Origin of the sequence: Dyella japonica (assembly GCF_040545895.1) — a bacterium.
Classification (GTDB): Bacteria; Pseudomonadota; Gammaproteobacteria; order Xanthomonadales; family Rhodanobacteraceae; genus Dyella; species Dyella japonica_D.
The window spans coordinates 78,507-104,734 of record NZ_JBEPMU010000006.1 but is presented as its reverse complement, the minus strand read 5'-3'; the positions used below and the strand labels follow the sequence as shown (position 1 = coordinate 104,734).

General features: G+C 64.2%; 18 protein-coding genes. 6 read left to right on the top strand and 12 right to left on the bottom strand.

Annotated features, from left to right (window positions below; genetic code table 11):
- Positions 1-2: 2 nt before the first annotated feature.
- The 7 genes from ABIC75_RS18550 to ABIC75_RS18520 form a co-directional block, all read right to left on the bottom strand.
- Positions 3-404, bottom strand: coding sequence for an RcnB family protein (locus ABIC75_RS18550; protein ID WP_354015385.1), 402 nt, complete (start codon positions 402-404; stop codon positions 3-5).
- A 274-nt stretch (positions 405-678) separates the two neighbouring features.
- Positions 679-2,187 carry a chemotaxis protein CheW gene (locus tag ABIC75_RS18545; protein WP_354015384.1) on the bottom strand — a complete coding sequence of 503 codons (1,509 nt, stop codon included), beginning with the start codon at positions 2,185-2,187 and terminating at the stop codon, positions 679-681.
- A gap of 14 nt (positions 2,188-2,201) precedes the next feature.
- On the bottom strand, positions 2,202-2,678 hold the full coding sequence (locus ABIC75_RS18540; RefSeq protein ID WP_354015383.1) for a chemotaxis protein CheD: 477 nt from the start codon (positions 2,676-2,678) through the stop codon (positions 2,202-2,204).
- Positions 2,671-3,504, bottom strand: coding sequence for a CheR family methyltransferase (locus ABIC75_RS18535; protein WP_354015382.1), 834 nt, complete (start codon positions 3,502-3,504; stop codon positions 2,671-2,673). Before ABIC75_RS18535 ends, ABIC75_RS18540 begins: the two co-directional genes overlap by 8 nt.
- 12 nt (positions 3,505-3,516) lie before the next feature.
- Positions 3,517-5,214 carry a methyl-accepting chemotaxis protein gene (locus tag ABIC75_RS18530; protein WP_354015381.1) on the bottom strand — a complete coding sequence of 566 codons (1,698 nt, stop codon included), beginning with the start codon at positions 5,212-5,214 and terminating at the stop codon, positions 3,517-3,519.
- 400 nt (positions 5,215-5,614) lie between these two features.
- Positions 5,615-7,237: an alpha/beta hydrolase gene (locus tag ABIC75_RS18525; RefSeq protein WP_354015380.1), complete on the bottom strand. Its 1,623-nt coding sequence runs from the start codon at positions 7,235-7,237 to the stop codon at positions 5,615-5,617.
- 291 nt (positions 7,238-7,528) lie between these two features.
- A complete protein-coding gene (locus ABIC75_RS18520; protein WP_354015379.1) occupies positions 7,529-9,178 on the bottom strand; it encodes a serine hydrolase in 1,650 nt (549 codons plus the stop codon).
- A 138-nt stretch (positions 9,179-9,316) separates the two neighbouring features.
- Between ABIC75_RS18520 and ABIC75_RS18515 the strand changes: the two genes are divergently transcribed.
- Positions 9,317-10,108: a phosphatase PAP2 family protein gene (locus tag ABIC75_RS18515; RefSeq protein ID WP_354015378.1), complete on the top strand. Its 792-nt coding sequence runs from the start codon at positions 9,317-9,319 to the stop codon at positions 10,106-10,108.
- A gap of 18 nt (positions 10,109-10,126) precedes the next feature.
- On the opposite strand, the gene ABIC75_RS18510 is transcribed toward ABIC75_RS18515, so the two are convergent.
- The 5 genes from ABIC75_RS18510 to ABIC75_RS18490 all read right to left on the bottom strand — a co-directional run bounded on the left by ABIC75_RS18510 (position 10,127) and on the right by ABIC75_RS18490 (position 15,387).
- The gene (locus ABIC75_RS18510) at positions 10,127-10,648 is read right to left on the bottom strand and encodes an Ivy family c-type lysozyme inhibitor (RefSeq protein ID WP_354015377.1); all 522 of its coding nucleotides are present in this window, start codon (positions 10,646-10,648) and stop codon (positions 10,127-10,129) included.
- An 80-nt stretch (positions 10,649-10,728) separates the two neighbouring features.
- The gene (locus ABIC75_RS18505) at positions 10,729-12,996 is read right to left on the bottom strand and encodes a thiamine pyrophosphate-dependent enzyme (RefSeq protein ID WP_354015376.1); all 2,268 of its coding nucleotides are present in this window, start codon (positions 12,994-12,996) and stop codon (positions 10,729-10,731) included.
- A gap of 40 nt (positions 12,997-13,036) precedes the next feature.
- On the bottom strand, positions 13,037-13,534 hold the full coding sequence (locus ABIC75_RS18500; protein WP_354015375.1) for a hypothetical protein: 498 nt from the start codon (positions 13,532-13,534) through the stop codon (positions 13,037-13,039).
- Entirely contained in the window at positions 13,531-14,070 is a 540-nt protein-coding gene (locus ABIC75_RS18495; RefSeq protein ID WP_354015374.1) for a GNAT family N-acetyltransferase, read from the bottom strand. Before ABIC75_RS18495 ends, ABIC75_RS18500 begins: the two co-directional genes overlap by 4 nt.
- 147 nt (positions 14,071-14,217) lie before the next feature.
- Positions 14,218-15,387 (bottom strand): acyl-CoA dehydrogenase family protein, encoded by a 1,170-nt coding sequence (locus ABIC75_RS18490; RefSeq protein WP_354015373.1) that lies wholly within the window; start codon positions 15,385-15,387, stop codon positions 14,218-14,220.
- A gap of 274 nt (positions 15,388-15,661) precedes the next feature.
- On the opposite strand from ABIC75_RS18490, the gene ABIC75_RS18485 reads away from it, so the two are divergent.
- The 5 genes from ABIC75_RS18485 (at position 15,662) to ABIC75_RS18465 (ending at position 25,962) form a co-directional block, all read left to right on the top strand.
- Positions 15,662-16,537 carry a DMT family transporter gene (locus ABIC75_RS18485; RefSeq protein WP_354015372.1) on the top strand — a complete coding sequence of 292 codons (876 nt, stop codon included), beginning with the start codon at positions 15,662-15,664 and terminating at the stop codon, positions 16,535-16,537.
- A 393-nt stretch (positions 16,538-16,930) separates the two neighbouring features.
- Positions 16,931-18,094 carry an efflux RND transporter periplasmic adaptor subunit gene (locus tag ABIC75_RS18480; RefSeq protein WP_354015371.1) on the top strand — a complete coding sequence of 388 codons (1,164 nt, stop codon included), beginning with the start codon at positions 16,931-16,933 and terminating at the stop codon, positions 18,092-18,094.
- A gap of 19 nt (positions 18,095-18,113) precedes the next feature.
- Entirely contained in the window at positions 18,114-21,224 is a 3,111-nt protein-coding gene (locus ABIC75_RS18475; protein WP_354015370.1) for an efflux RND transporter permease subunit, read from the top strand.
- Entirely contained in the window at positions 21,221-24,514 is a 3,294-nt protein-coding gene (locus tag ABIC75_RS18470) for an efflux RND transporter permease subunit (RefSeq protein ID WP_354015369.1), read from the top strand. Before ABIC75_RS18475 ends, ABIC75_RS18470 begins: the two co-directional genes overlap by 4 nt.
- Positions 24,511-25,962, top strand: a complete 1,452-nt coding sequence (locus ABIC75_RS18465) for an efflux transporter outer membrane subunit (RefSeq protein WP_354015368.1) — start codon at positions 24,511-24,513, stop codon at positions 25,960-25,962. The genes ABIC75_RS18470 and ABIC75_RS18465 overlap by 4 nt, the downstream gene beginning before the upstream one ends.
- Positions 25,963-26,228 lie beyond the last annotated feature (266 nt).

The window sequence follows — 26,228 nt, the reverse complement described above, 5'->3', positions numbered from 1 at the left end:
GATCAGTGGTTGATCACCAGGTCGGCGATCACGCCGGTAGCCACGGCAACCAGCAGGAAATCGCCGGTATCGCTGCGCACCCATACGTGCTCCGGCGGCGGCGGTGCGAGGTGATAGGCGTGGTAGTCCACGTAATAGCGGCGGTCGTGGTAGTACTCCTCGGGCACGCGCCCGCCACGGTGATACCAGCCTTCGTGATTGCCGCGGTCATGCACGATCACGTAGTCGTGGTGATCGCGATCGTGATCGTAGCCGCGGTCGTGGTCATGGCCCTGATCATGATGATCGTCGCGGCGATCCTGATCGTGCTGGTCATGATGGTCGTCGTACTGAAACGGTGCCGCTGCGACGGTGGACGAAGCCATCACGGCGCCAAGCATCAGTGCGAACAAAGTCTTCTTCATGCGAACTCTCCATGGGGTAGAGCCGTAGCTGGGCGCGCCCCCTGGCGCACTTTTCCACGGCGGCGCCATGATGTGATTCGCAACGATGCACGATGAGTGAATTCCCTCGCAAAACGATGCGCTAGCCGCGCGTAAGTTCATGCGTTGATGCGGCGTTTGGTTTGGGTGATGCGATGCACCAGCCCAGCCCCATGTGCCACGCAAAGTAAAAGCCATCCCTGGCCATCCCCTGTTCCATGTTCGTCAAAGCAAGGGTTCATCCAAACACGTGGGATCAATGCACCATCTGGCTGCCAAGGCGCTCCTTGAGCGGCGCGGCATCGAGCAGCAGCAGCGTGCGCTGATCGGGCAGTTCCACCACTTCGCGCATGTCGTTGCGCAGCGCCAGGTCGAGCTGGTTGCGCAATACGCCCGGCACGCCGATCTTGTCGCCGGCGTCGATGGTCACGATGTTCTCGATGGCATCCACGATCAGCCCGAACTTTTCCTCGCCGTTCTCCACCACCAGCACCTTCGCGCCTTGCAGATCCGCGTAGCCCTTCATGCCATAGAGCGCACGCAGGTCGATGATGGTCACCAGCTTGCGGCGCAGGTTGAGGATGCCACGCACATAGTCCGGCGCACCCGGCGGCTGCATCACGTCGGGCGGAAAATCGATCACCTCGCGCAGCTGGTCGATACGCATGCCCATCAGCTGATCGAGCTTGAACGTGACATAGGTTTCGCGCACGCCACGGCGACGCTTGCCCTGGCCGCGATCCGCCACGGACTCGATCGCGTACAGCTCGCGGTGCCCCTGCGTGAGATCGGCCACAGTGGCGTCACTCAACAAGGCCGATTCGTTGATCAAGATGATGTCCGGCGCGCCTTCGCGACTGATGCAGCCGGTGAACAGCTGCGGGCGATCCGCATTGAACGACGGGATGGCCAACAATTCCTCATCGCGATAGCCGACGATGCTCTCCACATCATCCACCAGCAAACCGAAGTCCATCTCCTGCTGGCGAATGACCACGATGCGCCGCGCATCCTCGAAATCGCCGATGCACGCCGTCGTCGATGCCGTGCACGGCAAGCCGAGGAAGCGGGCGAAATCCACCACCGGCACGGTGTTGCCGCGCAGGTTCAGCATGCCCAGGCACAGGTCGCTTGCGAGCACCGACTTAAGCAATTCCGGCACGCGGATGATCTCGTGGATGGCGCCCATCGGCAGCGCAAGACGCGTGTCGCTCACGCGAAAGGATACGCCCTGGCGGCGCTGTCCCAATGCGGACCGCCGCGCGGCCGGTTCGTGCGCTTGCGCATCCACCTTCGGCACCGGCATGTCGTGCAGCCGGCGCAGCGCGTCCACGTTGAGTATCTGCAGAATGCGGTTGCCGCCATCGAGCTTGAGCGCACCACCGATCATCGAGGCGCCTTCGCTGTCGTTGAAGGTCACTCTCTGCTCGGGCTGTATGCGCAGGATCTCGCCCGTTGCATCGAACAACAGTCCGATGCGCCCCTGGCGGAATTCCACGATGGCGATCTTCGAGGCCTCGCGCGCGCCATGGTCGGGCAACTGCAGCAACTGCCCGAGATGCACAATGGGAATCAGGCGACCACGCAGGTTGAACAGACCCAGCAGATAGCTCGGCGCCAGCGGCACCTGCGTGACCACGGACGGATAGTTCACCACTTCCTGCACGGCCGTCACCGGCAAGACGAGTTCGGTGTCGCCAAGGTGAAACGAACCGAACAATTCAGCGCCATCCTGGCGCGTCGGTGTAGCGATGGGAGATGCCATGGCCTTGCTCCGGATCACGTGGCGCGGCCAATCGTCTTGACCACGAATTGGTGTTCCGCGCAATCGATCACGAGCTGGCGACCGCTGTCGCCGCCCACCTCGACGTGCACGACCTTGATGCGGGTCTGGGCAAGCAGCTGCAACGCCATGCGTGCGTTCTGTTCGCCGATCAAACCATGCCGCGGTGCCTTGGCGTGCTGCACCATGCATGCGCCGCCGGCAATCACTGCCTCCACTTCGTCCTGCCGGGCGCGGTCGAGTTCCATCATCGACAGCAACGTGGGCACGGCGTCGGTAACGTATTTCGCGCCATCGCCAGGCGCTCCCTGTGGCGATTCGGGCAGCAGGCAATGCGCCATGCCGTACAGCCCGCGTCGACGCCACAAGAGGCCGATGCCCACGCACGAGCCGAGGATCGCGCGCAGCACGTCGTCGCCGCTGCCGATCTTCACTTCGCACATGCGCACCTGGATATCCGATCCATCAGGCATGCGCGCCTTCCTGTCGTCGATAGATCAGCGGCTGCTCGAAATCGAAGCCGACGTTCAGTCGCGTCAGCGATTCGGATTCGCCGATGATGAGCACGCCGCCCGGCGACATCGCACGACGCACGTTCTCCAGCACGTTGCACTGCCCTTCCTCGTCGAAATAGATGAGGACATTGCGCAGCAAGGTGATGTCGAAGCGCGAGGCGCCATCGAGCCGCTTGTGCAGGTGATGCTCGCGGAATAGCACATGCGAACGGAGCATGGGCGACGCCAGGTAGCCATCGCTGCTCGGCTGGAAGTACTTGGCCAACCACTCGGGCCGGGTACGCTTCAGCCCTTCGATGCTCTTGCCCTGATAGAAACCCGCCTTGCCCACCGCCAGCACCTGGCTGGCGATATCGGTGGCAAGGATCTGGTACTTGAACGCCGGATGATGCTCGCGGAATTCCTCGCACATCATCGCCATGGAATACGCTTCCTCGCCGGTGGACGCCGCGGCGGACCACAACTGCAAGGTGGCGCCGCGATGTTGCCGGAACCACTCTGGCAACAACTGCTGCCAGAAGTGATCCCATATGCGCGGCGTGCGGAAGAACGAGGTCTCGTTGGTGGTCACCAGGTTGATGAAGCTGCCCACTTCCTCCGGCTGCGCATCCAGCACCGCGAGATAATCGCGATACCGGTTGAGCGCCAGGGCCTGCAGGCGACGGCGCAACCGCCCCTGCAGCAAGGTCCATTTGCGGTCCGCCATGTGGATGCCCGTATGGCGGCGCACCTTGTCCAGCAATGCACGCTGGGTTGCCTGGTCGATCTCGCTCTCGATGTCCATGGCCTTCCGTCCTCAGACCACGAACCGCTGGACCGTCCGGTTCAACTCTTCGGCGCCTTGCGTGAGCGCCGTGGTGGAACGGGCGATGGTGTCGCAGGCGCCGGCCGATTTCTCGGTTTCTTCGGCCACCTGCTGGATCGCCGCGCTCACTTCGCGCGCCGCCACCAGCTGTTCGTCCGCACCGCAGGAGATCTCGGAAATGGCCTGCGTGGTGCGGCCCACGCCGGCCACGATCTTCTCGAACGCTTCGCCGGCCTGCTTGGAGATGTCGCTGCCCTGAGCCACGCGCTTCACCGATTCATTGATGAGCTTGGAGATTTCCTTGGTGGCCTGCGAGGAACGCTCCGCCAGCTTGCGCACTTCGTCCGCCACCACCGAGAAACCCAGGCCATGCTCGCCTGCGCGCGCCGCCTCGATGGCTGCGTTGAACGCGAGCAGGTTGGTCTGGCTGGCGATTTCGCCGATCACCTTGATGATCTCGCTGATGTCTTCGGATGACTTGTTGATCAGGTCCATCGCCTCGATGGAACGCGCGATGGCCTTGGCGCCGCGCTCGGCTTCCTGATGCGTGTCCTTGGCGAGCTGGTCGGCGCTGCGCGAATTGGTGGCGATGGAGTTGATCGAGGCGGTAAGCTCTTCGATGGACGCATTCATTTCTTCCACGGTGGCACCGAGCAACTGCGCGCCACTGGCGACGCCGCTGGCACGGCCGGCGATCTCCTGCGAACTGCCAGCGAAACCACCGGCGGAATCGACCACCTTGCCGATCACGCTGCGCAGGTCGCTCATCATCTGCTGGATGCCGTCGGCGAGCTGATCGATCGGATCGCTGCCTTCCACCCGTATTTCACCGGTGAGGTCGCCTTCCGCCGCGAGCCGCACGGTCTTGAGCAGCGCTTCGACCTTGCGCTGGTCTTCGGCGGCGCGACGCTTCACGCTCTCTTCCAGCTCCACCTGCGCGGTGACGTCGGTGGCGAACTTCACCACCTTGCAGAGGCGACCGTTGCCGTCGTAGATCGGGTTATACGAGGCCTGGATCCAGATCACGCGACCGCCCTTGCCCAGGCGCATGTAGCGGCCGGCGTCGAATTCGCCGCGATTGAGCTTGACCCAGAAATCGGCATAGGCCGCGCTGGCCGCGTAACTGTCCGTACAGAACATCCGGTGATGGCGACCCTGGATTTCCTCCAGTTCGTAGCCCATCGCCTTGAGGAAATTGTCGTTCGCGTGCAGCACGTGGCCGGCCAGGTCGAACTCGATCATCGCCTGCGCCTTGTCGATGGCGTTGACCTTGCCTTCGAACTCGGCCTTCTGCTGTCGGGTGGCGGTGACGTCCGTGGCGAACTTGATGACCTTGTATGGCTTGCCGTGCTCGTCGAACACCGGGTTGTAGGACGCATTGATCCACACCTCGCGCCCGTCGCCGCCGATGCGCTTGTATTCGCCGCGGTCGAGCACGCCCTTGCCGAGGCTTTCCCAGAACTTCTTGTACGCCGCGCTGGCCGCGTAAGCCGGCTCGCAGAAAATGCGATGGTGCTGGCCGCGAATGTCCTCCAGCGTGTAGCCCATCGCCTTGAGGAAGTTGTCGTTTGCGTGAAGGATCTTGCCCTTGAGATCGAATTCGATCACCGCCTGGACGCGGTTGAGCGCCTCATTGACGGCCCTGAGCTCGTGCGGCACGAGCTGCATATCCGGTGTCTCTTTTCCCATCGCCCTCTCCCCGTGATTGGGAACGCAGGTCACTACGTGCCCGTGAAATCCTCGCGGGAGGGAGATGGAGCGCGCTGCGCGAACAGCGCACAACCGACTGGCCCGCTCTTCCGACAAACCGAAGGCGCGCCGCGATACGGCCCCTTGCGTTCTCGCATGGGCTCAGCCGGCAACCGTGCATTTGTCCTCTCCCGCGTGAGGGATATCGGCGTGGCGAGGATGGCCTTAAGGCGTAAAAAACCCCGGAAAACCCGGGGTTTTCGCACGCCTCGTGAGATTCGCGCCTAAATCGATCCAGTGGCGTTGGTTTCACGAAAGTTGGATCGAGGCAGTGTGATGGGCGTCTCAGAAAGCGACGTCTCATCACAGCGGACAGCACCAACGGCCTATGGCGTAAGGCTTAGGGTGCAGCCACCCGTTTCAGCGTCGATTGCGGTCGCGCCACTGCATACATGTCCCACGCGATCTGCTTGAGCAGCGCATTGCGATCGTCGCCCACGGCGTAGAGATCGAAGTGCGTCTTGTTGGGCAGGAAGCGGATGTCCGCATGCGCATGCAAGCCGTCAAGCACGCTCTTGAGACGATGCGCGGCGCCATCGAGGTAGAACGTGTCGGCCGTGCCCACGTAGAGATGGATCTTGCCGTCCAGGTCCGGCGCCAGTTGCGGCCAGTTGGCCTGCAGGCGATGGGCGATGTCGTAATGGTCACGCCAGTAGTCGACCACGCTGGCGTTCACCTCGCCGGTGTCGCGATCGAACATGGCCAACGGACGGCCATCCGCGCCGCGCGGCGAGAACACCCATTCGAACGAGGCGATCTGTCCACCGTAGCTACCGAACACGCGCTCCATCTGCGCGAACTGCTGGAAGGTGGCCAGCACCTTGCCCTTGTCGCGAATCAGCGGGTACGCGGTGCCGTCGGGCTTGCGATAGATGTTCGCGTGCGGCGCATACAAGTCCACGCCGGTGAAATCATGGAAGTCGCTCGGGTCGGGCGAGGTGGACCAGGTGCCGCCGAACACTTTCGGGTAGCGCGTCTGCAACCACAGCGTGGCCCAGCCGCCGGAGGAATGGCCGTTGAGGAACCGGCCCGTCGCCTTGGCGTCCATGCGATAGGTCGATTCCAGCTGCGGAATGAGTTCCTCGGTCAGCGCCTTGCCCCAGGGTCCGTTGTTCACCGAATCGGCAAACTCATGGGTGCCGGTGGGCAGCGATTCGTCCAGCAGCACCCAGATCATCGGCGGCATCTGGTTGTTGGACATCGCCAGCCAGAGGTTGGCGATGACGCCGGCGAAACGATTCAGGCCGCCGGTAAAGCCGTGGGTGTAATACACCACGGGATACGTGGTGCTGCTCTTGGCGTCGTAGCCTGGCGGCAGCAAGACGCGGCCCCGCATATGGATGGGCCTGCCCCAGAACGCCGTGAGCGCAGGACTGACGAAGTCGATGTCCTGCACATGCTTGCGCGCTTCGGGTAGCGCCGCGCTTGCGGCAGGGTCGAACGAAGGCGGCAACGCCCACGGATCGGCGGGAGGCAACCGCGAAGCCAGTTTCAGCGACGGCAGGCCAGCCGCAGGCAGATGCACCTTGGTCACCTCACTGACCAGGTCGCCCTCACTCCGGCCGTTGTAGTTGTAGCTGTGGTTGGTGTCCAGCACGGCCTGTACGTAGTAATCGCCGGGCGGCAGCTGGCTGAACGCCTTGGGGAAAGACTCATTGTCCGCATCGATATCGACGCCCTGCCCCGCGACCAGACGATTCACTTCGCGCGCCGTCACGCTCACCTTGTCGGGCGAGAGCGGATCGAGATCCACCGCTTCCACCTTGCCGTTCTTCGCGCCCGCTTCCGCATCTTTGGCCGGTTCGGCGAACACCAGCAGGCGGCCGGACGCTACGTCCGTACCGGCCACGGCCAGGTCCACATGGAAACGTGGTGCCGCGCAGTCTTGTTCGGTAGCTGCGCAAGTGGTGGCGGCCAGTCCAAGGCAAAGCAGGACGGCAAGCTTGAAGCGATGTGACACCATGACTCACTCCCGGTGGATGACCTCGTCCAAACGAACCTTCAGGCTAATCGCCGACAAAGTCCATCACCGGGCCTTCATCGCGCAGTCAGCGGATGCGCTGGCCGCTGCCATACGGTGGCGTGTCCTGCTGCCGGATCCCGTCCGAGAGCAACATGAAGGCGACGCGGCGATCGCGGCGCCCGCAAACGACAAGCACAGCAAGCCTGCAACAAGACGTTTCATGCAGAGAAACACCATCGCGGGGACGCCGCCACTATAGACAGCGTCCCGCACGCATCGCCCCGCTATGGGTCAGGGCGTGCCGGAGGTCTTGGCCTTGCCTGGCGTGAGGCGCAGATCCTGGAAGTCGAAACTGAAATCGGTGAGCGGCGACACCGGCTGCATGCGCACATCGCGAATCTTGCCGTCGGCATCCAGCGCGTAGTTCACGAACGCATCGGCATTGAGCGCACGATCGTCCCAGCGCACGATGAAGGTGTCGTGCTGCCACGGTGTCATGGTGCCCACCAGTGCGGCGGTCTTGGAAAAGCGCATGCGCAGCTTGCCGTTCTGCTGGCTCACCACGATGTCGCCGTACCACGGATCGTGGAACGTGCCCGCATAACCCGACAGCGGCAGCGACGGCTTGCCGTTCTTGTCGCGCGCCGCCTCGTGCGTCTTCCAGCTGTCGTCGGCGTTGCCTTCGGACTTCTTCACGGCAGCGGCGTAGGCTGCCAGCCAATCCTTCTTGTCCTTGCCCAGATAGGCATCGAGCACGCGGTACGTCACCGCGTTGAACGCGGCGCCCGATTCCTGGCTGGTCAACACCACCACGCCGAGCTTGAGCTCCGGCACCAGCGTGACGCGCGACACCATGCCGGGCCAGCCGCCGGTGTGCCACACCAGGCGTTGCCCCTGGTAATCGGAGAGGAACCAGCCTTCGCCGTAGCCTGCAAAGTTGGGGCGCGCGGCCTGCAGCTCCGGCACCGGCGGCTCGGAAATCTTCATGGGCGTGAGCATCGACCACATCTGCTTCTGGCTGTCTTCGGAGAACAGCGCCTTGCCATCAGGCAGCTTGCCGCCCGCGAGCTGCACGTTCATCCACTTCGCCAGGTCGTGCACGCTGGCGTAGATGCCGCCCGCGCCCGAGTTGTTCGACCACGCCATCGGCGGCACGGGCTTCAACTCGGTGAAGTTGAACTTGGCGTGGCCCATGGCCACGTCCATGCCGGGCTTGAGCTGCGTCATGTCGATCAGCGATTCGTCCATGCCCACCGGCTTGAAGATGCGCTGGCTGATGAAGTCGGCGTAGCTCTGGCCCGACACCTGCTCGATCACCAGCGTGGCCACGGCAAACAGGATGTTGTCGTAGGCATACGCGCTGCGGAAGCTGGTGGCCAGCGGCACGTCGCGCAGGTGCTGCACCACTTCCTTGGTGGAATACGACGTCGGCGGCCAATACAGCAGATCGCCCGCACCAAGGCCCAGGCCACTGCGATGCGCGAGCAGATCGCGGATGCGCATTTCGCGCGTCACGTACGGGTCGGACATCTGGAACCACGGCAGATGATCGATCACGCGATCATCCATGTTGAGCTTGCCTTCCTCCGCCAGCATCTGCAGCGCCGCCGCGGTGAATGCCTTGGTGTTGGAAGCGATGGCGAAGCGCGTGCGCGCATCCACCGGTTCGGGCTTGCCGAGTTCGCGCACGCCGTAGCCTTGTTCCAGCACCACCTGCCCGTCCTTGACGATGGCCATGGCGATGCCAGGCACGTCGAACTGCTTGCGCACGGCGTCCACGTAGGCGGTGAAATCCTGCAACTGCGCCGGCAAGGCCGGCTGTGCGATGGCCGCGGCAGGTGCGGTGGAAGTCACCGGCGCGGTCTGGGCCCAGGCCGGCGCGATCAGCGTCAACATCGCACAACAACCCACCAGGCGCGGGGAAAGGGTTCGCAGGAACATTCGGCGGCTCCACAACGGCAAAGCTCAGCACTATCGCGGCAAAGGCCTTCCTGATCCAGCACTGAAAGTCATGTTGCCAACCACCTCGACGCCAGCCGTCGCGATCCGGATCATGGGCCGCTGCATCGAGGAGTCTCAATGAACGACCTGGTCGAATGGATCGCCACGCACGCCTTGCCGATCTGGGCAGCGCTGCTGGTAGCCGCCCTGCTGGTGGGCGATGCGGCATGGCAATGGAATCGCCAGCATGGCCTGAAGACGCTTGCCGCCGGCCGCGAACCGGTGGCGATACGCGGCGTCACCGCCCTGCTCCTGCTGGTGTGCCTGTGCCTGCTGTTCGCGGCCATCGCCCTGGCGCTGAAGGAAGAAGCCATGCGCTGGCTGCCATCGTTCGACGAAGCGCTGGCCGAGGACCTGCGCGCAAGCATGCAGCCGGGCACGCTACGGCTCGTCGCTGCCGTCTCTCACCTGGGCGATATGGGTTCGGTTGCCGCGATCACCGTGGTGGTCCTCGCCGTGCTGCTGCTCACGCGCCAGTTGCGGCTTGCCGCCTGCTGGACCGTGACCATGGCCGGCATCGTGCCCATCAACAGCGGCCTGAAGGCCGTGTTCGAACGACCGCGTCCGCTGCACAACCACGGCTTCATCGTGGAGCATGGCTGGAGCTTTCCCAGCGGCCATGCCTTCGGCGCCATGGTGTTCTACGGCATGCTTGCCTATGTGTTGCTGCGCCTGCTGCCGCATCGCTGGCATCGGTGGATCGTCGCCGGCGCGGTGGCGATGATCAGCGTGATCGGTCTCAGCCGCATCGTGCTGCAGGTGCATTACTTCAGCGACGTGGTGGCGGGTTACATCAGCGGCATGGCGTGGCTGGTGGTGTGCATCGGCGGCGCGGAGTGGTGGCGATTGCGCGCGCCCGCCACGTCCTGACGCTGCAGCGCGACGATTTCAGTGCGGCGAATAGAGCTTCTGTTTCAATAGCTGCCTTGAGGCGTCGTCAGGCGATCCCAGCCAGATGAAGTCGTCGTTGGCCGGATCGTTGCTGTCCGCATCGTTCAAGGCATTGGCCTTGCGCCGCGCGAACAGGCCGGACATGGCATGCGTGTTCTCGTCATACAGGATGAGGATGCGTTCGGCGGGACAATCGTGCGGCTTGCACGCGGTGGCGAGCAGTTGCACGTGCCCGTTGATGGTCACCTGCTGCGCGGGCGTGGCGACGCCGCCCTGGCTCGCCCATGCGGGCAACTGGTCAGCGCCGTACAAGGCGGCGAAGGCCGTGGAGAAATCCGGGCGCTGCATCAGGTCGTAGAGGTAGGTGAGCCCGCTCGGGCTGCTCGCGCTGGTGGCGAGCACCGGAGGCGATGACACCGCTGGCGACGGCGCAGCGGATGTCGCGCCCTCCTCGTGCTGCTGCGAACACGCAGCACAGGCGAGCGCGAAACCCATCATGACAACGGAACGATGATCCATGAAGCCTCCTCGCGTGGCGGCAACGCCGTGCCCGATGGAGGCCAGGCGACGCCGGAAACCCGGCGCCGCCATGCGTTCGATCAGGCGAGCTTGCGGGCCGCGGCGACCACGTCCGCATCGCCCGGCAACACCAGCAACGCCGCGCCAGCGAGCGGCGTGTAGGTATCGGCACCCACCACGCGCTCCAGCGGCGTGCCGCCACAACCGCCTTCGACAATGGCGGTGATGATGCCCTCGCCCACGCCCGCACTCTTGCGGCCTTCATCCAGCACGATGATGCGCTTGGCGGACTGTGCCTGCGCCGCGATGAAGGCATCGTTGAGAGGCGCCAGCCAGCGCAGGTCGACCACGCGCACCTTCCAGCCGAGTTCTGCTTCGATGGTGCGCGCCGCGCGCAGCGACATCGGCACGCCGTTGCCGAAGGTGAACACCACCAGATCGTTGGCCTCGTCGTTGTACACGCGACCCTCGCCCAGCGTCATGGCCTCGCCCGGCGCGGGATAGCCGAATTGCCACTGGCCATCGCCGGCTTCGTACAGATCCTTGGTCATGTAGAGCGCGATGGGTTCGAGATAGGCGCACACGCGACCGTCGACCTTCGCCAGCGCCGTCATCGTGCGCAGCATGGTCGCGGCATCGTCGCCACGGCTCGGGCAGCCCACGACGAGGCCAGGAATGTCGCGCAGTGCCGCAATCGAGTTGTCGTTGTGGAAGTGGCCACCGAAGCCCTTCTGGTAGCCCAGGCTGGCCACGCGCATCACGATGGGGTTGCGGTACTGGTCGTTGGAGAAGAACTGCAGCGAGGCCGCTTCGCCGCGAATCTGGTCGCACGCATTGTGGAAGTACGCCAGGTACTGGATTTCCGGCAGCGGCAGCATGCCCATGTTGGCGTAGCCCTGCGCAAGGCCGAGGATGATGGTTTCATCGAGCAGCGTGTTGAACACGCGGCTGCCCTTGAAGGTCTTGTGCAGGCCCTTGGTGACGGTATACACGCCGCCCTTCATCGCCACGTCTTCGCCGAACAGCAGCGACTCCGGATACTTGGCCATGATGTCGTGCAGCGCCTGGCCGATCTGGATGGCCAGATGACGCGGCGGCTGGTTTTCCGGCAGTTTTTCCTCGCTGCCGAACGCGGCGAGGCGGCGGTCCTGGTAATCGGCGCGTTCGGCTTCCGCCTTCACGGCGGCCGGCGTGTACGGCGCGAGCGGCTTCATCACCTGATCCAGCGTGCTCAGGCGCGGACGGCGGTCGGCATCTTCCGCTGCTTCGAAGCAGCGCTTGCGCGTGGCCTCGTACAACGCGAGCAGCGATTCCTTCGTATACAAGCCGGAGGACAACGCGATCTCCGCCGAACGCAGCAGAGGATCGGTCGCCTCCACTGCGAACAGTTCTTCCACGCTGCGCCACTCGATCTCGAAATCGGTGCCGGCGTGACCCATCACGCGCGTGGTGCGCAGATGCAGGAAGGTGGGGCGGCGCGTAGTGCGGCAGTGTTCCACCGCTTCCTGCACCTGCGCGTAGCCGTTGGCCAGGTCCAGGCCATCGGCATAGAAGTAATCGAGGTCGGCGCGATGGCGGAAGTTGTTCGCCACCCAACCGCTCGGCGTCTTCACCGAGATGCCGATGCCGTTGTCCTCGCACACGTAGAGCACGGGCGCGGGCAACTTTTGATAGGCCGTCCACGCGGCGGCGTTGAAGGCCGTCTGCGCGGTGGCGTGGTTGGACGAGGCGTCGCCGAACGAGCAGATGGCGATGCTGTCTTCGGGAATCGGCAGCTTGTGGCCGATGCGTCGCGCCTGCTCGATGGCCACGGCCGTGCCCAGCGCCTTCGGCAGATGCGAGGCGATGGTGGAGGTCTGTGGCAACACCCACAACGGCTTGCTGCCCCACACCTTGTGGCGGCCGCCGGAGGCGGGATCTTCCATGCTGGCGGCGAAGGACAGCGCCGAATCCATCACCGGATCCATGCCCGGCAGCTTGCGGAAGCGCTCGGCCATGAAACCGCCGGAGCGGTAATGCAGGAAGGCCGGATCGGTGTGGCGCGTGAGCCGCGCCACCATCGCATTGCCCTCGTGGCCGCTGGAACCGATGGTATAGAACACCTTGTTCTGCACGCGCAGCACGCGCGCCATCAGGTCGAGATGACGGCTGATCAGCTGCGATTCCAGCAACTCGCGAAAGCCTTGCGCGTCGAGCGTGCTGCCCGGAAGCACCGGCGAATGGCCGCCGTGCGGCGCCTGCACGTCGCCCTGCCACAGCTGCACGAACTCGGTGAAGTTCTGATCGACGATTTCGGCGCGGTTGAAACCCTTGTGGCGTGCCGTGAGGGAATACGGGATGGCAGTCATGATGGCTAGGTGTCTCGTCAACGAACGAACGTCGGTGGATTCAAGGTTGGATGATACGAAGTGGCGCGAGGCTGATGGCGCGCAGTTTTGCAGCGCGCTGCACATCCTTCTCGCGTCCGAAACTCTCGAGGATGCGAATCTGCTCTTCCAGCGAAGGCACCGGCACGGCGAGGCCATTGAGGCCCACCAGCGTCAGGCGTCCGGCTGCCACCGGCTTCCATCCGGCGCCCTGGTTGAGCTCGAGGCCGCCCATCACTTCGACAGGCAGGCCGGGAAAACGGAAGCGCGCGAAGTGCGAACGAAAGCGCTCGCCATCGGCGGGTTCGTAGATGGACTCGCGGCGATCGGCCCACAGCGCCATCAATGCATCGGCGTCGCCGCGCGACACCAGCAGATCGACGTCGGCCACGCCAACATCCGCGCCCGCCAGCAAGGCCGCGGCGCTGCCGATTACGCACCACGGTTCCACGCAATGCACATGCAGCTCCGGGATGATTTCCGCCAGCGTGGCGTAGAGCGCAGGGGTGACGTGACTCATGCGCGTCGCTTCCATTCGTCGCGGGTCTGCCCCCAGATTTCGACGGGTATGTTTTCGAACGGCGCAGGCAACCGGCCCTGGCCGCGCAGTCGCGATCCCAGCCTTTTGGCCACGGCTTGCGAAGGTGTGTTGGTGGGTTCGATGCTGTGGATCACCTCGTCCCACCCCAGTTGGTCGAACGCGAAATCCATGCACGCGGTGGCGCCTTCCACCGCATAGCCCTTGCCCCACGCTTGGCGCGACAAGCCCCAGCCGATTTCACGACCCGGCCAGCCTTCGGGGAACCATGGGCCCATGCGGCCGATCCACAGGCCGGTGCTTTTTTCGATCACCGAAAACATGGCGAAGCCCTGCATGGACCACGCGCCGGCCATGGTGAGAAAACCGCGCCACGCGATGGCGCGAGGTTGTGGGCCGCCGATGTGGCGCGAGTTTTCTTCGTCGGCCATCAGCGCGGCCCAGCCGTCGAAATCTTCCGGCTGGGTGGGACGCAGGATGAGGCGTTCGGTTTCGATGCGGATGTTTTGCCAGGTCATGCGGGACACTCCGGCCTCAGCCTCCATCTTCCCTCACCGTCATTCCGGCGGAAGCCGGAATCCAGTGCCTTCCGGATGTCCCTGACAAGGCACTGGATCCCTGCGTTCGCAGGGATGACGAACAAGGAGGTTGGCTAGTACCCAACCTCAGAACGCGTTGATCCCCGTCAATTCGCGGCCCACCACCAGCTGATGCACCGTCTCGGTGCCTTCATAGGTGATGACCGATTCCAGGTTCAGCGCATGGCGAATGGCCACGTGCTCGGTGGTGATGCCGGCGCCGCCAAGGATGTCGCGGCATTCGCGCGCGATGTCGATGGCCATGCGGCAGTTGTTCCACTTGGCCAGCGACACCTGCGTGGGCTGCATGGTGCCGGCGTCCTTCAGGCGGCCAAGCTGCAACGACAGCAGCTGCGCCATGGTGATGCGGCGTGCCATCTCGGCCATCTTGATCTGCACGGCCTGGTTGGAGGCCAGCGGGCGACCGAACAGGATGCGTTCCTGCGTGTAGTTGAGCACTTCCTGCAGGCAGGCCTGCGCCGCGCCGATCGGACCCCAGGTGATGCCGTAGCGCGCCTGCGTGAGGCAGCCCAGCGGACCCTTGAGGCCCTTCACGTTCGGCAGGCGGTTGGCTTCGGGCACGCGCACGTTGTCGAAGAACAGGCCCGACGTCACCGACGCGCGCAAGCTCATCTTCTTGTGCACTTCCTGCGCGGTGAAGCCCTTGCTGTCGGTGGGCACGATGAAGCCCTGGATGCCGTCCTCGGTCTGCGCCCACACGATGGCGATGTGCGCGACATTGCCGTTGGTGATCCACATCTTGGCGCCGTTGATGACCCAGTCGCCGCCGTCCTTCTTGGCATGGGTCTTCATGTTGGCCGGGTCGGAACCGCCGTGCGGTTCGGTGAGGCCGAAGCAGCCGATGATCTCGCCCGCCGCCATCTTGGGCAGGTAGTGCATTTTCTGCTCTTCGGTGCCGTACGCGTAGATCGGGTACATGCACAGCGAGCTCTGCACCGAGGCGAAGCTGCGCAGGCCCGAATCGCCGCGCTCCAGTTCCTGGCAGATCAGGCCGTAGCTCACGCCGTTCATGCCGGCGCAACCGTACTTCTCCGGAAGCGTGGCGCCCAGCAGGCCCAGGCTGGCGATTTCCGGCACCAGTTCCTTGGGAAAACGGGCCTGGTCGAAGCAGTCCCCGATGATCGGCAGCACGCGCTCGTCGACGAAACGACCGACGGAGTCCTGCACCATGCGCTCCTCATCGGAAAGCATCGAGCGGATGTCATAGAGATCGAGGGGATTCAGGCGAGCGGGCATGCTTGAAGTTCCGTGACGTTGGGGACAAACCGCCATTCTAGCCCGGCCCTTGGGGCGGGTCATGGCGGGGTGCAACAGGGCCGGGGTAGGCGCACGCGGCGGCCTGTGGGACCATGCATGCTCCCATCGTCCCAGCCCCGGCTGGGACGGAAGCGTCGCCTGCCCCGCCAGCCAGGCCCGGAACGACCGCAGCGGCGCCCCAGGGCACCTGCACGCGGCGCGCCGGACCCGGCCCACGCGGGCGCCGGGCACCCCGCTCCCCGCCGGACCGTCCATGTTCAAAGGTGTTCTCCTCGGCTTCGCCTGCTACGCCGCCTACGCCATCAGCGACGCGTTCGTGAAGTCGCTGCGCGGCACGCTGCCGGCCTACGAAGCGGTGTTCTTCGGCGCGGTGCTGATGCTCAGCGCCCTGCCCTTCATCAAGCACGCGGGCGATCGCTACGTCGAGGTGTTCCGCGCGCGCAAGCCGCACCTGTGGTGGATACGCGCCATCACCGGCGCGATCTGCAACATCTCCGCGGTGATCGCCTTCACCGCGCTGCCGATGGCCGAAGCGTTCGCGCTGATCTTCCTGCTGCCCATCTTTGTGACGCTGCTGTCGGTGATTTTCCTGAAAGAGCACGTGGGCTGGCGACGCTGGTCCGCGGTGATCGTGGGTTTCATCGGCGTGCTGGTGGTGCTGCGACCGGGCTTTCGCGCTCTGGGCATCGGCCACCTGGCAGCGATGACCTGCGGGCTTTCCGGCGCCGTGTCCGTGGTGGCGCTGCGCATGGCGGGCCCGCACGAAAAACGCATCAGCCTGTATGGCGCGGGCGTCGTCGGCCCGCTGGTGAGCGGTGGCGTGCTGATGCTGCCGAGCTTCGTGTGGCCCGACCTGCATCAATGGTTCCTGCTGGCCGGCTACGGATTGCTTGCCGGTCTTGCCGGCGTGCTCTTGATGCTCGCCACGCATCATGCGCCGGCCAATCGCATCGCGCCCACGCAGTACAGCCAGATGCTGTGGGCGATCTTCTTCGGCTACTGGTTGTTCGGCGACCAACTCGACTGGCCGATGCTGATCGGCATCGCGCTCATCCTCGGCTCGGGCCTTTTCACGCTGGTGCGCGAAGAAAAGGTCACGAGCTGGTGGAAGCGCACGCGCATGGTCTGAGCGGCCGTCGAAAACATCCCGTGTAGATGAATATTTCTTAATGAAGCGAACGCGGATGCGCGTGTTGCCGTGAGGCATCACTCGTCCGTGACGACGCTTGTGCCATCTCTTTTTCCCATGATTCGCCAACCCAGCGCCCGCGCGCACCTCCAGGGAAGGCCATGTCCGCGTATGCCTGTGACCGGGTCAACCACATGGACAACGGATCGTTAGAAGTCAGTCGACACGTTTCCGCCGCGAGCCATCGTTGCGGAAACGTTGCTGCGAACAACGATATGACCTTGCCTGTCTTGTGAATTGCGCATTTGAGTTGCTGGGAGATGCTGGATGAGTGCCGACAATGCCCAAACGTCCGGGCACCCTCGTAGGAAGCGCGGCGTACTGATCGCAGCGGTGATCATCGTGCTTCTGGTGGTGTTGATCGTGGTCCACATCCTCACCGGGCAGAAGACGCGAACCGGCCAGCCGCCACAAGTGGTGAGCGCCGCCACCGCCTCGCTGGGCGACATGCCCGAAGTGCTCACGGCGCTCGGTACCGTGACGCCGGTGGCCACCGTGAATGTGTTGCCGCAATTGAGCGGCTACCTCACCGCGGTCGGTTACCAGGAAGGCCAGGACGTGGAGAAAGGACAGTTCCTCGCGCAGATCGACCCGCGCCAGTTCGAGATCAGCAAGCAGCAGGCCCAGGCACAGCTCGCCAAGGATCAGGCCACGCTCGACCAGGCGCGTTCCGATCTTGCCCGTTTCACGCAACTGCATGAGCAGAAGTCGATCGCCGAACAGACCTACGTCGACCAGAAGTTCACCGTGGCGCAGACCGAAGCCGCCGTGAAAGCCGACAAGGCCGCCATCGCGCAGGACGATCTCAACCTCATCTATTGCCACATCACCGCACCGGTGGCCGGGCGCGTGGGTCTGCGACTGGTCGATCCGGGCAACTACGTCACACAGTCGACGTCGCCTGGCATCGTCACCATCACGCAGATGAAACCCACCACGGTGCAATTCACCGTGCCGCAGAATTCGCTGGGCAAGGTGCTGCAACGCGTGAATGGCGGCGCGACGTTGCCGGTCACGGCGTACAGCAGCGACAACAGCAAGAAGATCGCCAGCGGCACGCTGTACGCACTGAGCAACCAGATGGCCACCAGCACGGGCACGGTGACGCTGCGCGCTACGTTCGCCAACGACGACGAAGCGCTGTTCCCGAACGAATTCGTCAACGTGCAGATGCTGGTCGACACGCTGCAGAAAACCGTGCTCGTTCCCACCGCTGCCGTGCAGAGCGGCGCGCCGGGCGACTACGTCTATCTGGTGAATGCGGACCAGACGGTGTCCGTGCACAAGGTGACGCCCGGCCCCAGCGACGGCAAGGTCACCGCCATCCTCGCCGGCCTTTCCGCCGGCCAGCAGGTGGTCACCGATGGCATGGACCGCTTGAGCGACGGCGCGAAGATCCGCATTTCGCAGCCGCATCCTGCCGGCGCCAGCAGCACGGGCGCGCCCGCCGCCGCGCACGGCGGCAGGCGTTCGCACGCTGCCAGCGCGTCGTCGTGAGTCGCAGGCGCGAGATCCAATGAATATTTCCCGCCTGTTTATCATCAGGCCGGTAGCCACCTCGCTGCTGATGATCGCCCTCGTGATGGTGGGCCTCGTGGCGATGAAGTTCCTGCCGGTGTCGTCCCTGCCCAACGTCGACTACCCGACGATCCAGGTGCAAACGTTCTATCCCGGCGCGAGCCCGTCGGTGATGGCCACCACGGTGACCGCGCCGCTGGAAGTGCAGCTGGGTGAAATTCCCGGCCTGCAGCAGATGACGTCGAACAGTTCGGCGGGCGCATCGATCATCACGCTGCAGTTCGACCTGTCGCTCAACCTCGACGTGGCCGAACAGAACGTGCAGGAGGCGATCAACGCAGCGAACAGTTTGCTGCCGAGCGGCCTGCCCGCGCCGCCGACCTATGCGAAGGTGAATCCGGCTGACCGCCCGATCCTCACGCTGGCGGTCACCTCCAACTCCATGTCGCTGCCGCAATTGCAGGACGTGGCGAACAACCGCCTCGGCGCGAAGATCTCCCAGGTGCCGGGCGTGGGCCTGGTGACGCCGGCCGGCGGCAACGTGCCGGCGATCCGCATCGAAGCCGATCCGAAGAAGCTGGCCGGTTATGGCCTCAACATCGACGACCTGCGCTCGCTGATCGCCAACGTCAACGTGAGCCAGCCCAAGGGCAACTTCGACGGACCCGATCTCGACTACACCATCAACGGCAACGACCAGATCCAGAATCCGCAGGACTATCTCGACACTGTCATCTCCTACCAGAACGGTGCGCCGGTGTATCTGCGGGATGTGGCGCGCGTCACGCAGGCCGCGCAGAACACCGAGCAAGGCGCGTGGTTCAACAAGACCCAGGCCATCGTGCTCAACGTGCAGCGCCAGCCGGGCGCCAACGTGATAGCCACCGTCAACCAGATCATGAAGACGCTGCCGCAGCTGGAATCCACGCTGCCGGCCGGCATGAAGGTGGAAGTGGTGACGGACAGCACCGGCGTGATCCGTTCGTCGGTGAACGATGCCGCGTTCGAGCTGATACTGGCGGTGATCCTGGTGGTGCTGGTGATCTTCGTGTTCCTGCGCAACCTGCCGGCCACCATCATTCCCAGCATCTCCGTGCCGGTGTCGCTGATCGGCACGCTGGCGCTGATGTACGAACTCAACTATTCCATCGACAACCTGTCGCTGATGGCGTTGATCATCGCCACCGGCTTCGTGGTGGACGACTCGATCGTGATGATCGAGAACATCGTGCGCTACCTGGAGGAAGGCAAGACACCGATGGAGGCCGCGCTGGAAGGCGCCGGCCAGATCGGCTTCACCATCCTCTCGCTGACCGTGTCGCTGATCGCGGTGCTGATCCCGCTGCTGTTCATGGGCGGCGTGATCGGCCGTCTCTTCAGCGAGTTCGCGGTGACGCTGGCCATCACCATCGTGCTGTCGGCCGTGGTGTCGCTGACGTTGGTGCCGATGATGTGCGCGCGCATCCTCAAGGCGCAGCACGATCGCCACCCCAGCCGTTTCGAGCGCTTCAGCGAAGGCCTGTTCGACAAGACCCTGGCCGCATACAAGCGCGGCCTGCACTTCGTGATGGAGCGTCAGCTGGCCACGCTGCTGGTGTTTTTCGGCACGCTCGCGCTCACCATCGTGCTGTACATCGTCATCCCCAAGGGCCTGTTCCCGGTGCAGGACGTGGGCGTGCTGCAGGGCATCAGTGTCTCCGACAACTCGGTGTCGTACGGCGTGATGGTGGATCGCCAGAAGCAACTGGCCGACGCCATCCTCAAGGACGAGGACGTGGCCAGCCTCACCTCCTACGTGGGCATCGACGGCACCAACACCACGCTCAACAACGGGCGCTTCCTGATCAACCTCAAGCCACGCGACGACCGCTCGTCCACTGCCGAGGTGATCGCGCGCCGCATCCAGCAGGAAGTGGCGACCATCCCGGGCATCAAGCTGTACATGCAGCCCGAGCAGGACCTGACGCTCGATACCACCATTTCGCCGAACCAGTACCAGTTCGTGCTGCGCGGCCCGAACCAGGAAGCGTTCCAGCAATACGTGCCCGATTTGATTACGCGACTGAAGGGCGTCAAGTCGATCACCGACGTCACCAGCGACCTCAACAACGACGGCCTCGCGGTGAACGTGGAAGTGAATCGCCAGTTGGCGGCACGCTACGGCATCACTTCCGCCACCATCGACAACGCGCTCTACGACGCGCTGGGCCAGCGCATCGTCTCCACCATCTTCGAACAGGCCAGCCAGTACCGCGTGATCCTGGTGGCGAAACCGGAAAGCATTCCCACCGTGGAATCGCTGGGCGATCTCTACCTGCCCAGCCAGACTGCGAGCACCGGCCAGGTACCGCTCAAGGGCATCGCCACCATCAAGGTGACCAAGTCGCCGCTGGTGATCAGTCACCTCGCGCAGTTCCCGGCCGTGACCGTGTCGTTCAATCTCGCCAAGGATGCCTCACTCAGCAAGGCGGTTAAGGAAGTGAACGATGCGGAAGCTGCCGTGCATCTGCCCTCCTCCATCACTTCCACCTTCCAGGGCGCGGCGCAGGCGTTCCAGGATTCGCTTTCCAGCGAGGTCTACCTGCTCATCGCCGCGCTGGTGGCCGTGTATATCGTGCTGGGCGTGCTGTACGAGAGTTTCATCCATCCGGTGACGATACTATCCACCCTGCCCTCGGCGGGTATCGGCGCGCTGCTCGCGCTGATGATCGCGGGCAGCGACCTGGATGTGATCGGCATCATCGGCATCGTGTTGTTGATCGGCATCGTGAAGAAGAACGCGATCATGATCGTGGACTTCGCCCTCGAAGCCGAACGCGAACACGGCAAGCCGGCGGAAGAAGCCATCTTCGAAGCCTCCCTGCTGCGCTTCCGTCCCATCCTGATGACCACGCTCGCGGCCATGCTCGGTGCGATGCCGATGCTGCTTGGCACGGGCACGGGTTCGGAACTGCGCCGTCCGCTGGGTTTGGCCATCATCGGCGGCCTGCTGCTCAGCCAGTTGCTCACGCTGTTCACCACGCCGGTGATCTATCTGTACTTCGACCGGCTGGCCCAGCGATTCGGCCGCAAACGCCAGCCTGAGGCGGCCGCCGGGGAAACGGCGTGAACATCCCCGGCCTGTTCATCCGGCGGCCCGTGGCGACTACGCTGCTGGCCGTTGCGATCCTGCTGTCGGGCATGCTGGCGTATTTCCATCTGCCGGTGGCGCCGCTGCCGAACATCACGTTTCCCGTAGTGGTGGTGCAGGCGAACATGGCAGGCGCCAGCCCCAGCATCATGGCGGCCACGGTGGCCGCGCCGCTGGAGCGTCGCCTCGGCACCATTGCCGATGTCACCGAGTTGACCTCCACCAGCACCGTCGGCGCAGCGCAGATCGTGATCCAGTTCGGGCTCAATCGCGACATCAACGGTGCCGCGCGCGACGTGCAGGCCGCCATCCAGGCCGCACGCGCGGACCTGCCGACCACGCTGCGCAACAACCCGACCTATCGCGAATTCAATCCTGCCGATTCGCCGATCATGGTGCTCGCGCTCACCTCCAAGACGCTGACGCGCGCGCAGCTGTATGACTCGGCCGATTCGGTGATCCAGCAGCAGTTGTCGCAAGTCGACGGCGTGGGCCAGATCACGCTGGGCGGTAGCGCGCTCCCCTCTGTGCGCGTGGAACTGGAACCGGATCAGCTCAACAGTTACGGCATTGGCCTGGAAGACGTTCGTGCCGCCATCAGCGCCGCCAACGCGGACAGCGTGAAGGGCCACATCGACGAGAACGGCCAGCGCTACGAAGTGCTGTCCAACGACCAGATCAACAAGGCTGCGCCGTATCGCGACCTCGTCGTGGCGTATCGCAACGGCTCGGCCGTGCAACTGCGCGATGTGGCGCAAGTGGTCGATTCTGCGGAAAACCTGCGCAATGCCGGCCTCTACAACGGCCAGGACGCGGTGCTGGTCATCGTGTATCCATTGCCCGGCAGCAACATCGTGAAAACGGTGGCGCAGATCCGCAAGACGCTGCCGTCGATCGAAGCCACGCTGCCGCACAACGTGCACGTGGGCGTGGCGGTAGATCGATCGCAGTCGGTGAACGCCGCGGTGAACGACACCGAGCGCACGCTGGGCATGGCCATCCTGCTGGTGATTGGCGTGGTCTACGTCTTCCTGCAGTCGCCGCGCGCGGTGCTGGTGCCCGCCGTGGCGTTGCCGCTGTCCATCGTCGGCACGTTCGGCCCGATGTACCTGCTGGGCTACAGCATCGACAACCTCTCGCTGATGGCGCTGACCATCGGCACGGGCTTCGTGGTGGACGATGCCGTGGTGGTGCTGGAAAACATCGTGCGCCACGTGGAAGCCGGCATGGACGTGCGCGAAGCGGCCATGGTGGGCAGCGCGGAAGTAAGCTTCACGGTGATTTCCATGAGCCTCTCGCTGATCGCCGTGTTCCTGCCCATCCTGCTCATGCCTGGCATCGTGGGCCTGCTGTTCCACGAATTCGCGGTCACGCTGTCCATCGCCATCCTGCTGTCGCTGGTGATCTCGCTCACCATCATGCCGACCATGGCCGCCTACGTCATCACGCGCAAGACGCTGCATTCCAAGGCACGCTGGGCGGTGTGGTACGAGCGCCAGTTCGAGCGCTTCCGGCAGGCGTATGCGCGATCGCTCACGCTGGTGCTCGACCATGCCTTTGCAGTGGCGTTGACGCTGCTCGGCCTGATCGTGCTCAACGTGGTGCTGATCCGCCTGGTGCCGTCGACTTTCTTCCCCGAACAGGACAACGGCATCCTGCAAGGCCAGATCATCGCGGACCAGAGCATCTCCTTCCAGGCGATGCAGAAGAAGCTCGCGCAATTGCAGGGCATCGTGCAGAAGGATCCCGCGGTGGCGTCGGTGGCCGGCTTCACGGGCGGACGCGCGCTCAACACGGCAAACGTGTTCATCGAACTGAAGCCACTGGCCGAACGCAAGATCTCCGCGGCGCAGGTGGTGGACCGCCTGCGTCCGAAACTCAATGCGGTGTCGGGCGCCAAGCTGTTCCTGCAAGCGGCGCAAGATCTGCGCATCGGCGGCCGGCAATCGGCGTCCGAATACCAGTACACGCTGACCAGCGACGATCCGGAGGCGCTATACACCTGGGTGCCGCGACTGGTGACAGCGCTGGGCAAATACCGCGACCGCATCACCGACGTGAATTCCGACCTGCAGCAGAACGGCTTGCAGCTCTACGTGAACATCGATCGCGCCACCTCGGCGCGCTACGGCTTTGCGCCCAACCAGATCGACAGCGTACTCTACGACGCCTTCGGCCAGCGCACCGTGTCCACCATCTACAACCAGTTGAACCAGTATTTCGTGGTGATGGAAGTGGCGCCGAAGTACTGGCAATACCCCGAAACGATCAACCGCATCCGCTTCAGCACGGCGGCCGGCAATGCCACCGGCACGCAGCAGACGCAGATGTCCCGATCCATCGTGTCGGGCGTCACCTCGTCGACCATGAGCAGCACCACGGCCAACACCAACTCACGCAACAGCGACGCCGAGGCCAACCAGCTCACCAACGCCATTGCCAATGCCAAGGGCGGCAGCTCCAGCGGCAGCGCGGACAGCACGGCGGCCGAAACCATGGTGCCGTTTCCCGCACTGGCATCGTATGTGAGCAATCACACGGCCACGCAGGTGAACCATCAGGGCGGACTGGTCGCCGGCACCATCTCCTTCAATCTCCCGCCGGGCGGTTCGTTGAGCAACGGCCTGGCCGCCATCAACGAAGCGGCGCAGGAACTGGGCATGCCAGCGTCCATCCATGGCGCCACGGCGGGTGCCGCCCAGGTGTATGCGCAATCCATGGGTACCATGCCGCTGCTGATACTCGCGGCATTGGCGGCGGTGTATATCGTGCTCGGCATCCTGTACGAAAATACCGTGCACCCCATCACCATTCTCTCCACCCTGCCCTCCGCGGGCATCGGCGCGACGCTGGCGTTGCTGATCTTCGGCACGCCGTTCTCGGTGATCGCGATGATCGGCATCATCCTGCTCATCGGCATCGTGAAGAAGAACGCCATCATGATGATCGACGTCGCCATCCGCCTGCAGCGCGACGAAGGCATGGAAGCGAGGAAAGCCATCCACGATGCCGCCGTACTGCGACTACGCCCCATCATGATGACCACTGCCGCCGCCGTGCTCGGCGCCGTGCCGCTGGCCATCGGCATCGGCCAGGGCGCATCGCTGCGACAGCCGCTGGGCATCACGGTGATGGGCGGCTTGATACTCAGCCAGGTTTTCACCTTGTACACCACTCCGGTGATCTATCTGTATCTCGACCGACTGCGCGCACGGCTTGCGCGGTGGTCGGAAACCTTGCCGTGGAACCGATCGGACGCAAGCGCATGAACAGGATCATTTCCCGCAACGTACTTTGCCTGTCATTGGCCACGATGCTGGGCGGCTGCATGGTCGGCCCGGATTACCACCGCCCGCAGGTCAACGTGCCCACGCAGTACAAGGAGTTGCCCGGATGGACGTCCGCCGCGCCCGCTGACGACGCGCCGAAGGGCGACTGGTGGACGGCCTTCAACGATCCATTGCTCAACGAACTGGAACCGCAGGTGGCGGTATCCAACCAGACCGTGGCGCAGAGCTACGCCAACTACCAGGCCGCCATGGCCGAGGTACAGGTGGCGCGCAGCGCGCTGTTCCCCACCATCGGCGTTACCGGTTCGGGCAGCAAGCAACGCTCGGCCGCCGGCAACGCGGGCAGCGGCGTCGAACATCTGCGGCCGGTAAGCACCTCCGGTTCATTGGAAGGCAACGTGAGCTGGGCGCCGGATTTGTGGGGCAAGGTGCGCCGCACCGTGGAAGAGAACAAGGCCAACGCGCAGGCCAGCCAGGCCACGCTGGCCAATGCCACGCTGTCCGAACAGATCGCGCTGGCCACGGCCGTGGTCGACCTGCGCGTGGCCGATGCGAACATCGACCTGTTGCAGAAAACCGTGGACGCAGACAAGGAATACCTGCGCGTGGTGGACAACCAGGACAAGGCCGGCACCGTCGCGCCATCCGATGTCATCACGGCGCGCACGCAGCTGGAAAACGCGCAGTCGAAGCTGATCGCGCTGGGCGTGTCGCGTGCGCAGAACGTGCACGCCATCGCCGTATTGGTGGGCAAGAACCCGGAAGAACTCGATATTCCGCACAACGCGACGCTGCCCACCTTGCCGCAAATACCCACGGGCGTGCCCTCGACCTTGCTGCAACGTCGCCCGGACATTGCCGTAGCCGAGCGCCAGATGGCGGCCGAGAACGCCGCTGTGGGCGTGGCGATTGCCGCGTACTATCCCTCGGTGACGCTGTCCGCCGCCGACGGCTTTGCCCAATCGCCGCTCGCGGGCCTGCTGCAGGCCGCCAACCACGTATGGTCGCTGGGCGCCAATGCGACGGAGACGGTGTTCGATTTTGGCGCACGACACGGCGACGTAGCCGCTGCCCGCGCAAACTACGAAGCGGCCGTCGCCAACTATCGCGGCACCGTGCTTGGCGCGTTGCAGAACGTGGAGGATGACCTTTCCGGCATTCGCATCCTTGCCGAGCAGGCGCAGGTGCTGGATGCAGCGGTCAAGGATGCCACGCGCGGCGCCGAAATCGCCTTCAACGAGTACCAAGCAGGCACCGTGGACTACACGACGGCCGCGTTGGCGCAGACGACGCAGTTGAGTACCCAACAGGATGCGTTGAGTGTGCAGCAGCAGCGGTTGCTGGATGCCGTGTCGCTGATTGGGGATGTGGGTGGTGGCTGGTCGGCGGATGAGTTGGCGCATGGGCCGGTGGCTTCGTCGAAGTGAGCTGGGTGGTGTTTTGATTTCGCTTGCCTGCTCTTTTTGCGACGCTTGTGCGCCATTTGAACAAGCGCAGAGCGTGCGGGATACCGAGGCTGATCTTCGATTTTCTGTTCGTTGTTCCTGCGGGGAAGGAGGCGCTCCTCCGTAGCCGAAGGCGGGTCTTTGCTCGTCGTTCCAGCAAGCCCGCGCAGGGGCGAGAGCAGGGGGCGCCTTTCAGCAGCCGAAGTCGTCTTAAGCTCGTCATCCCGACGAAGGCCGGAGGCGCTTTT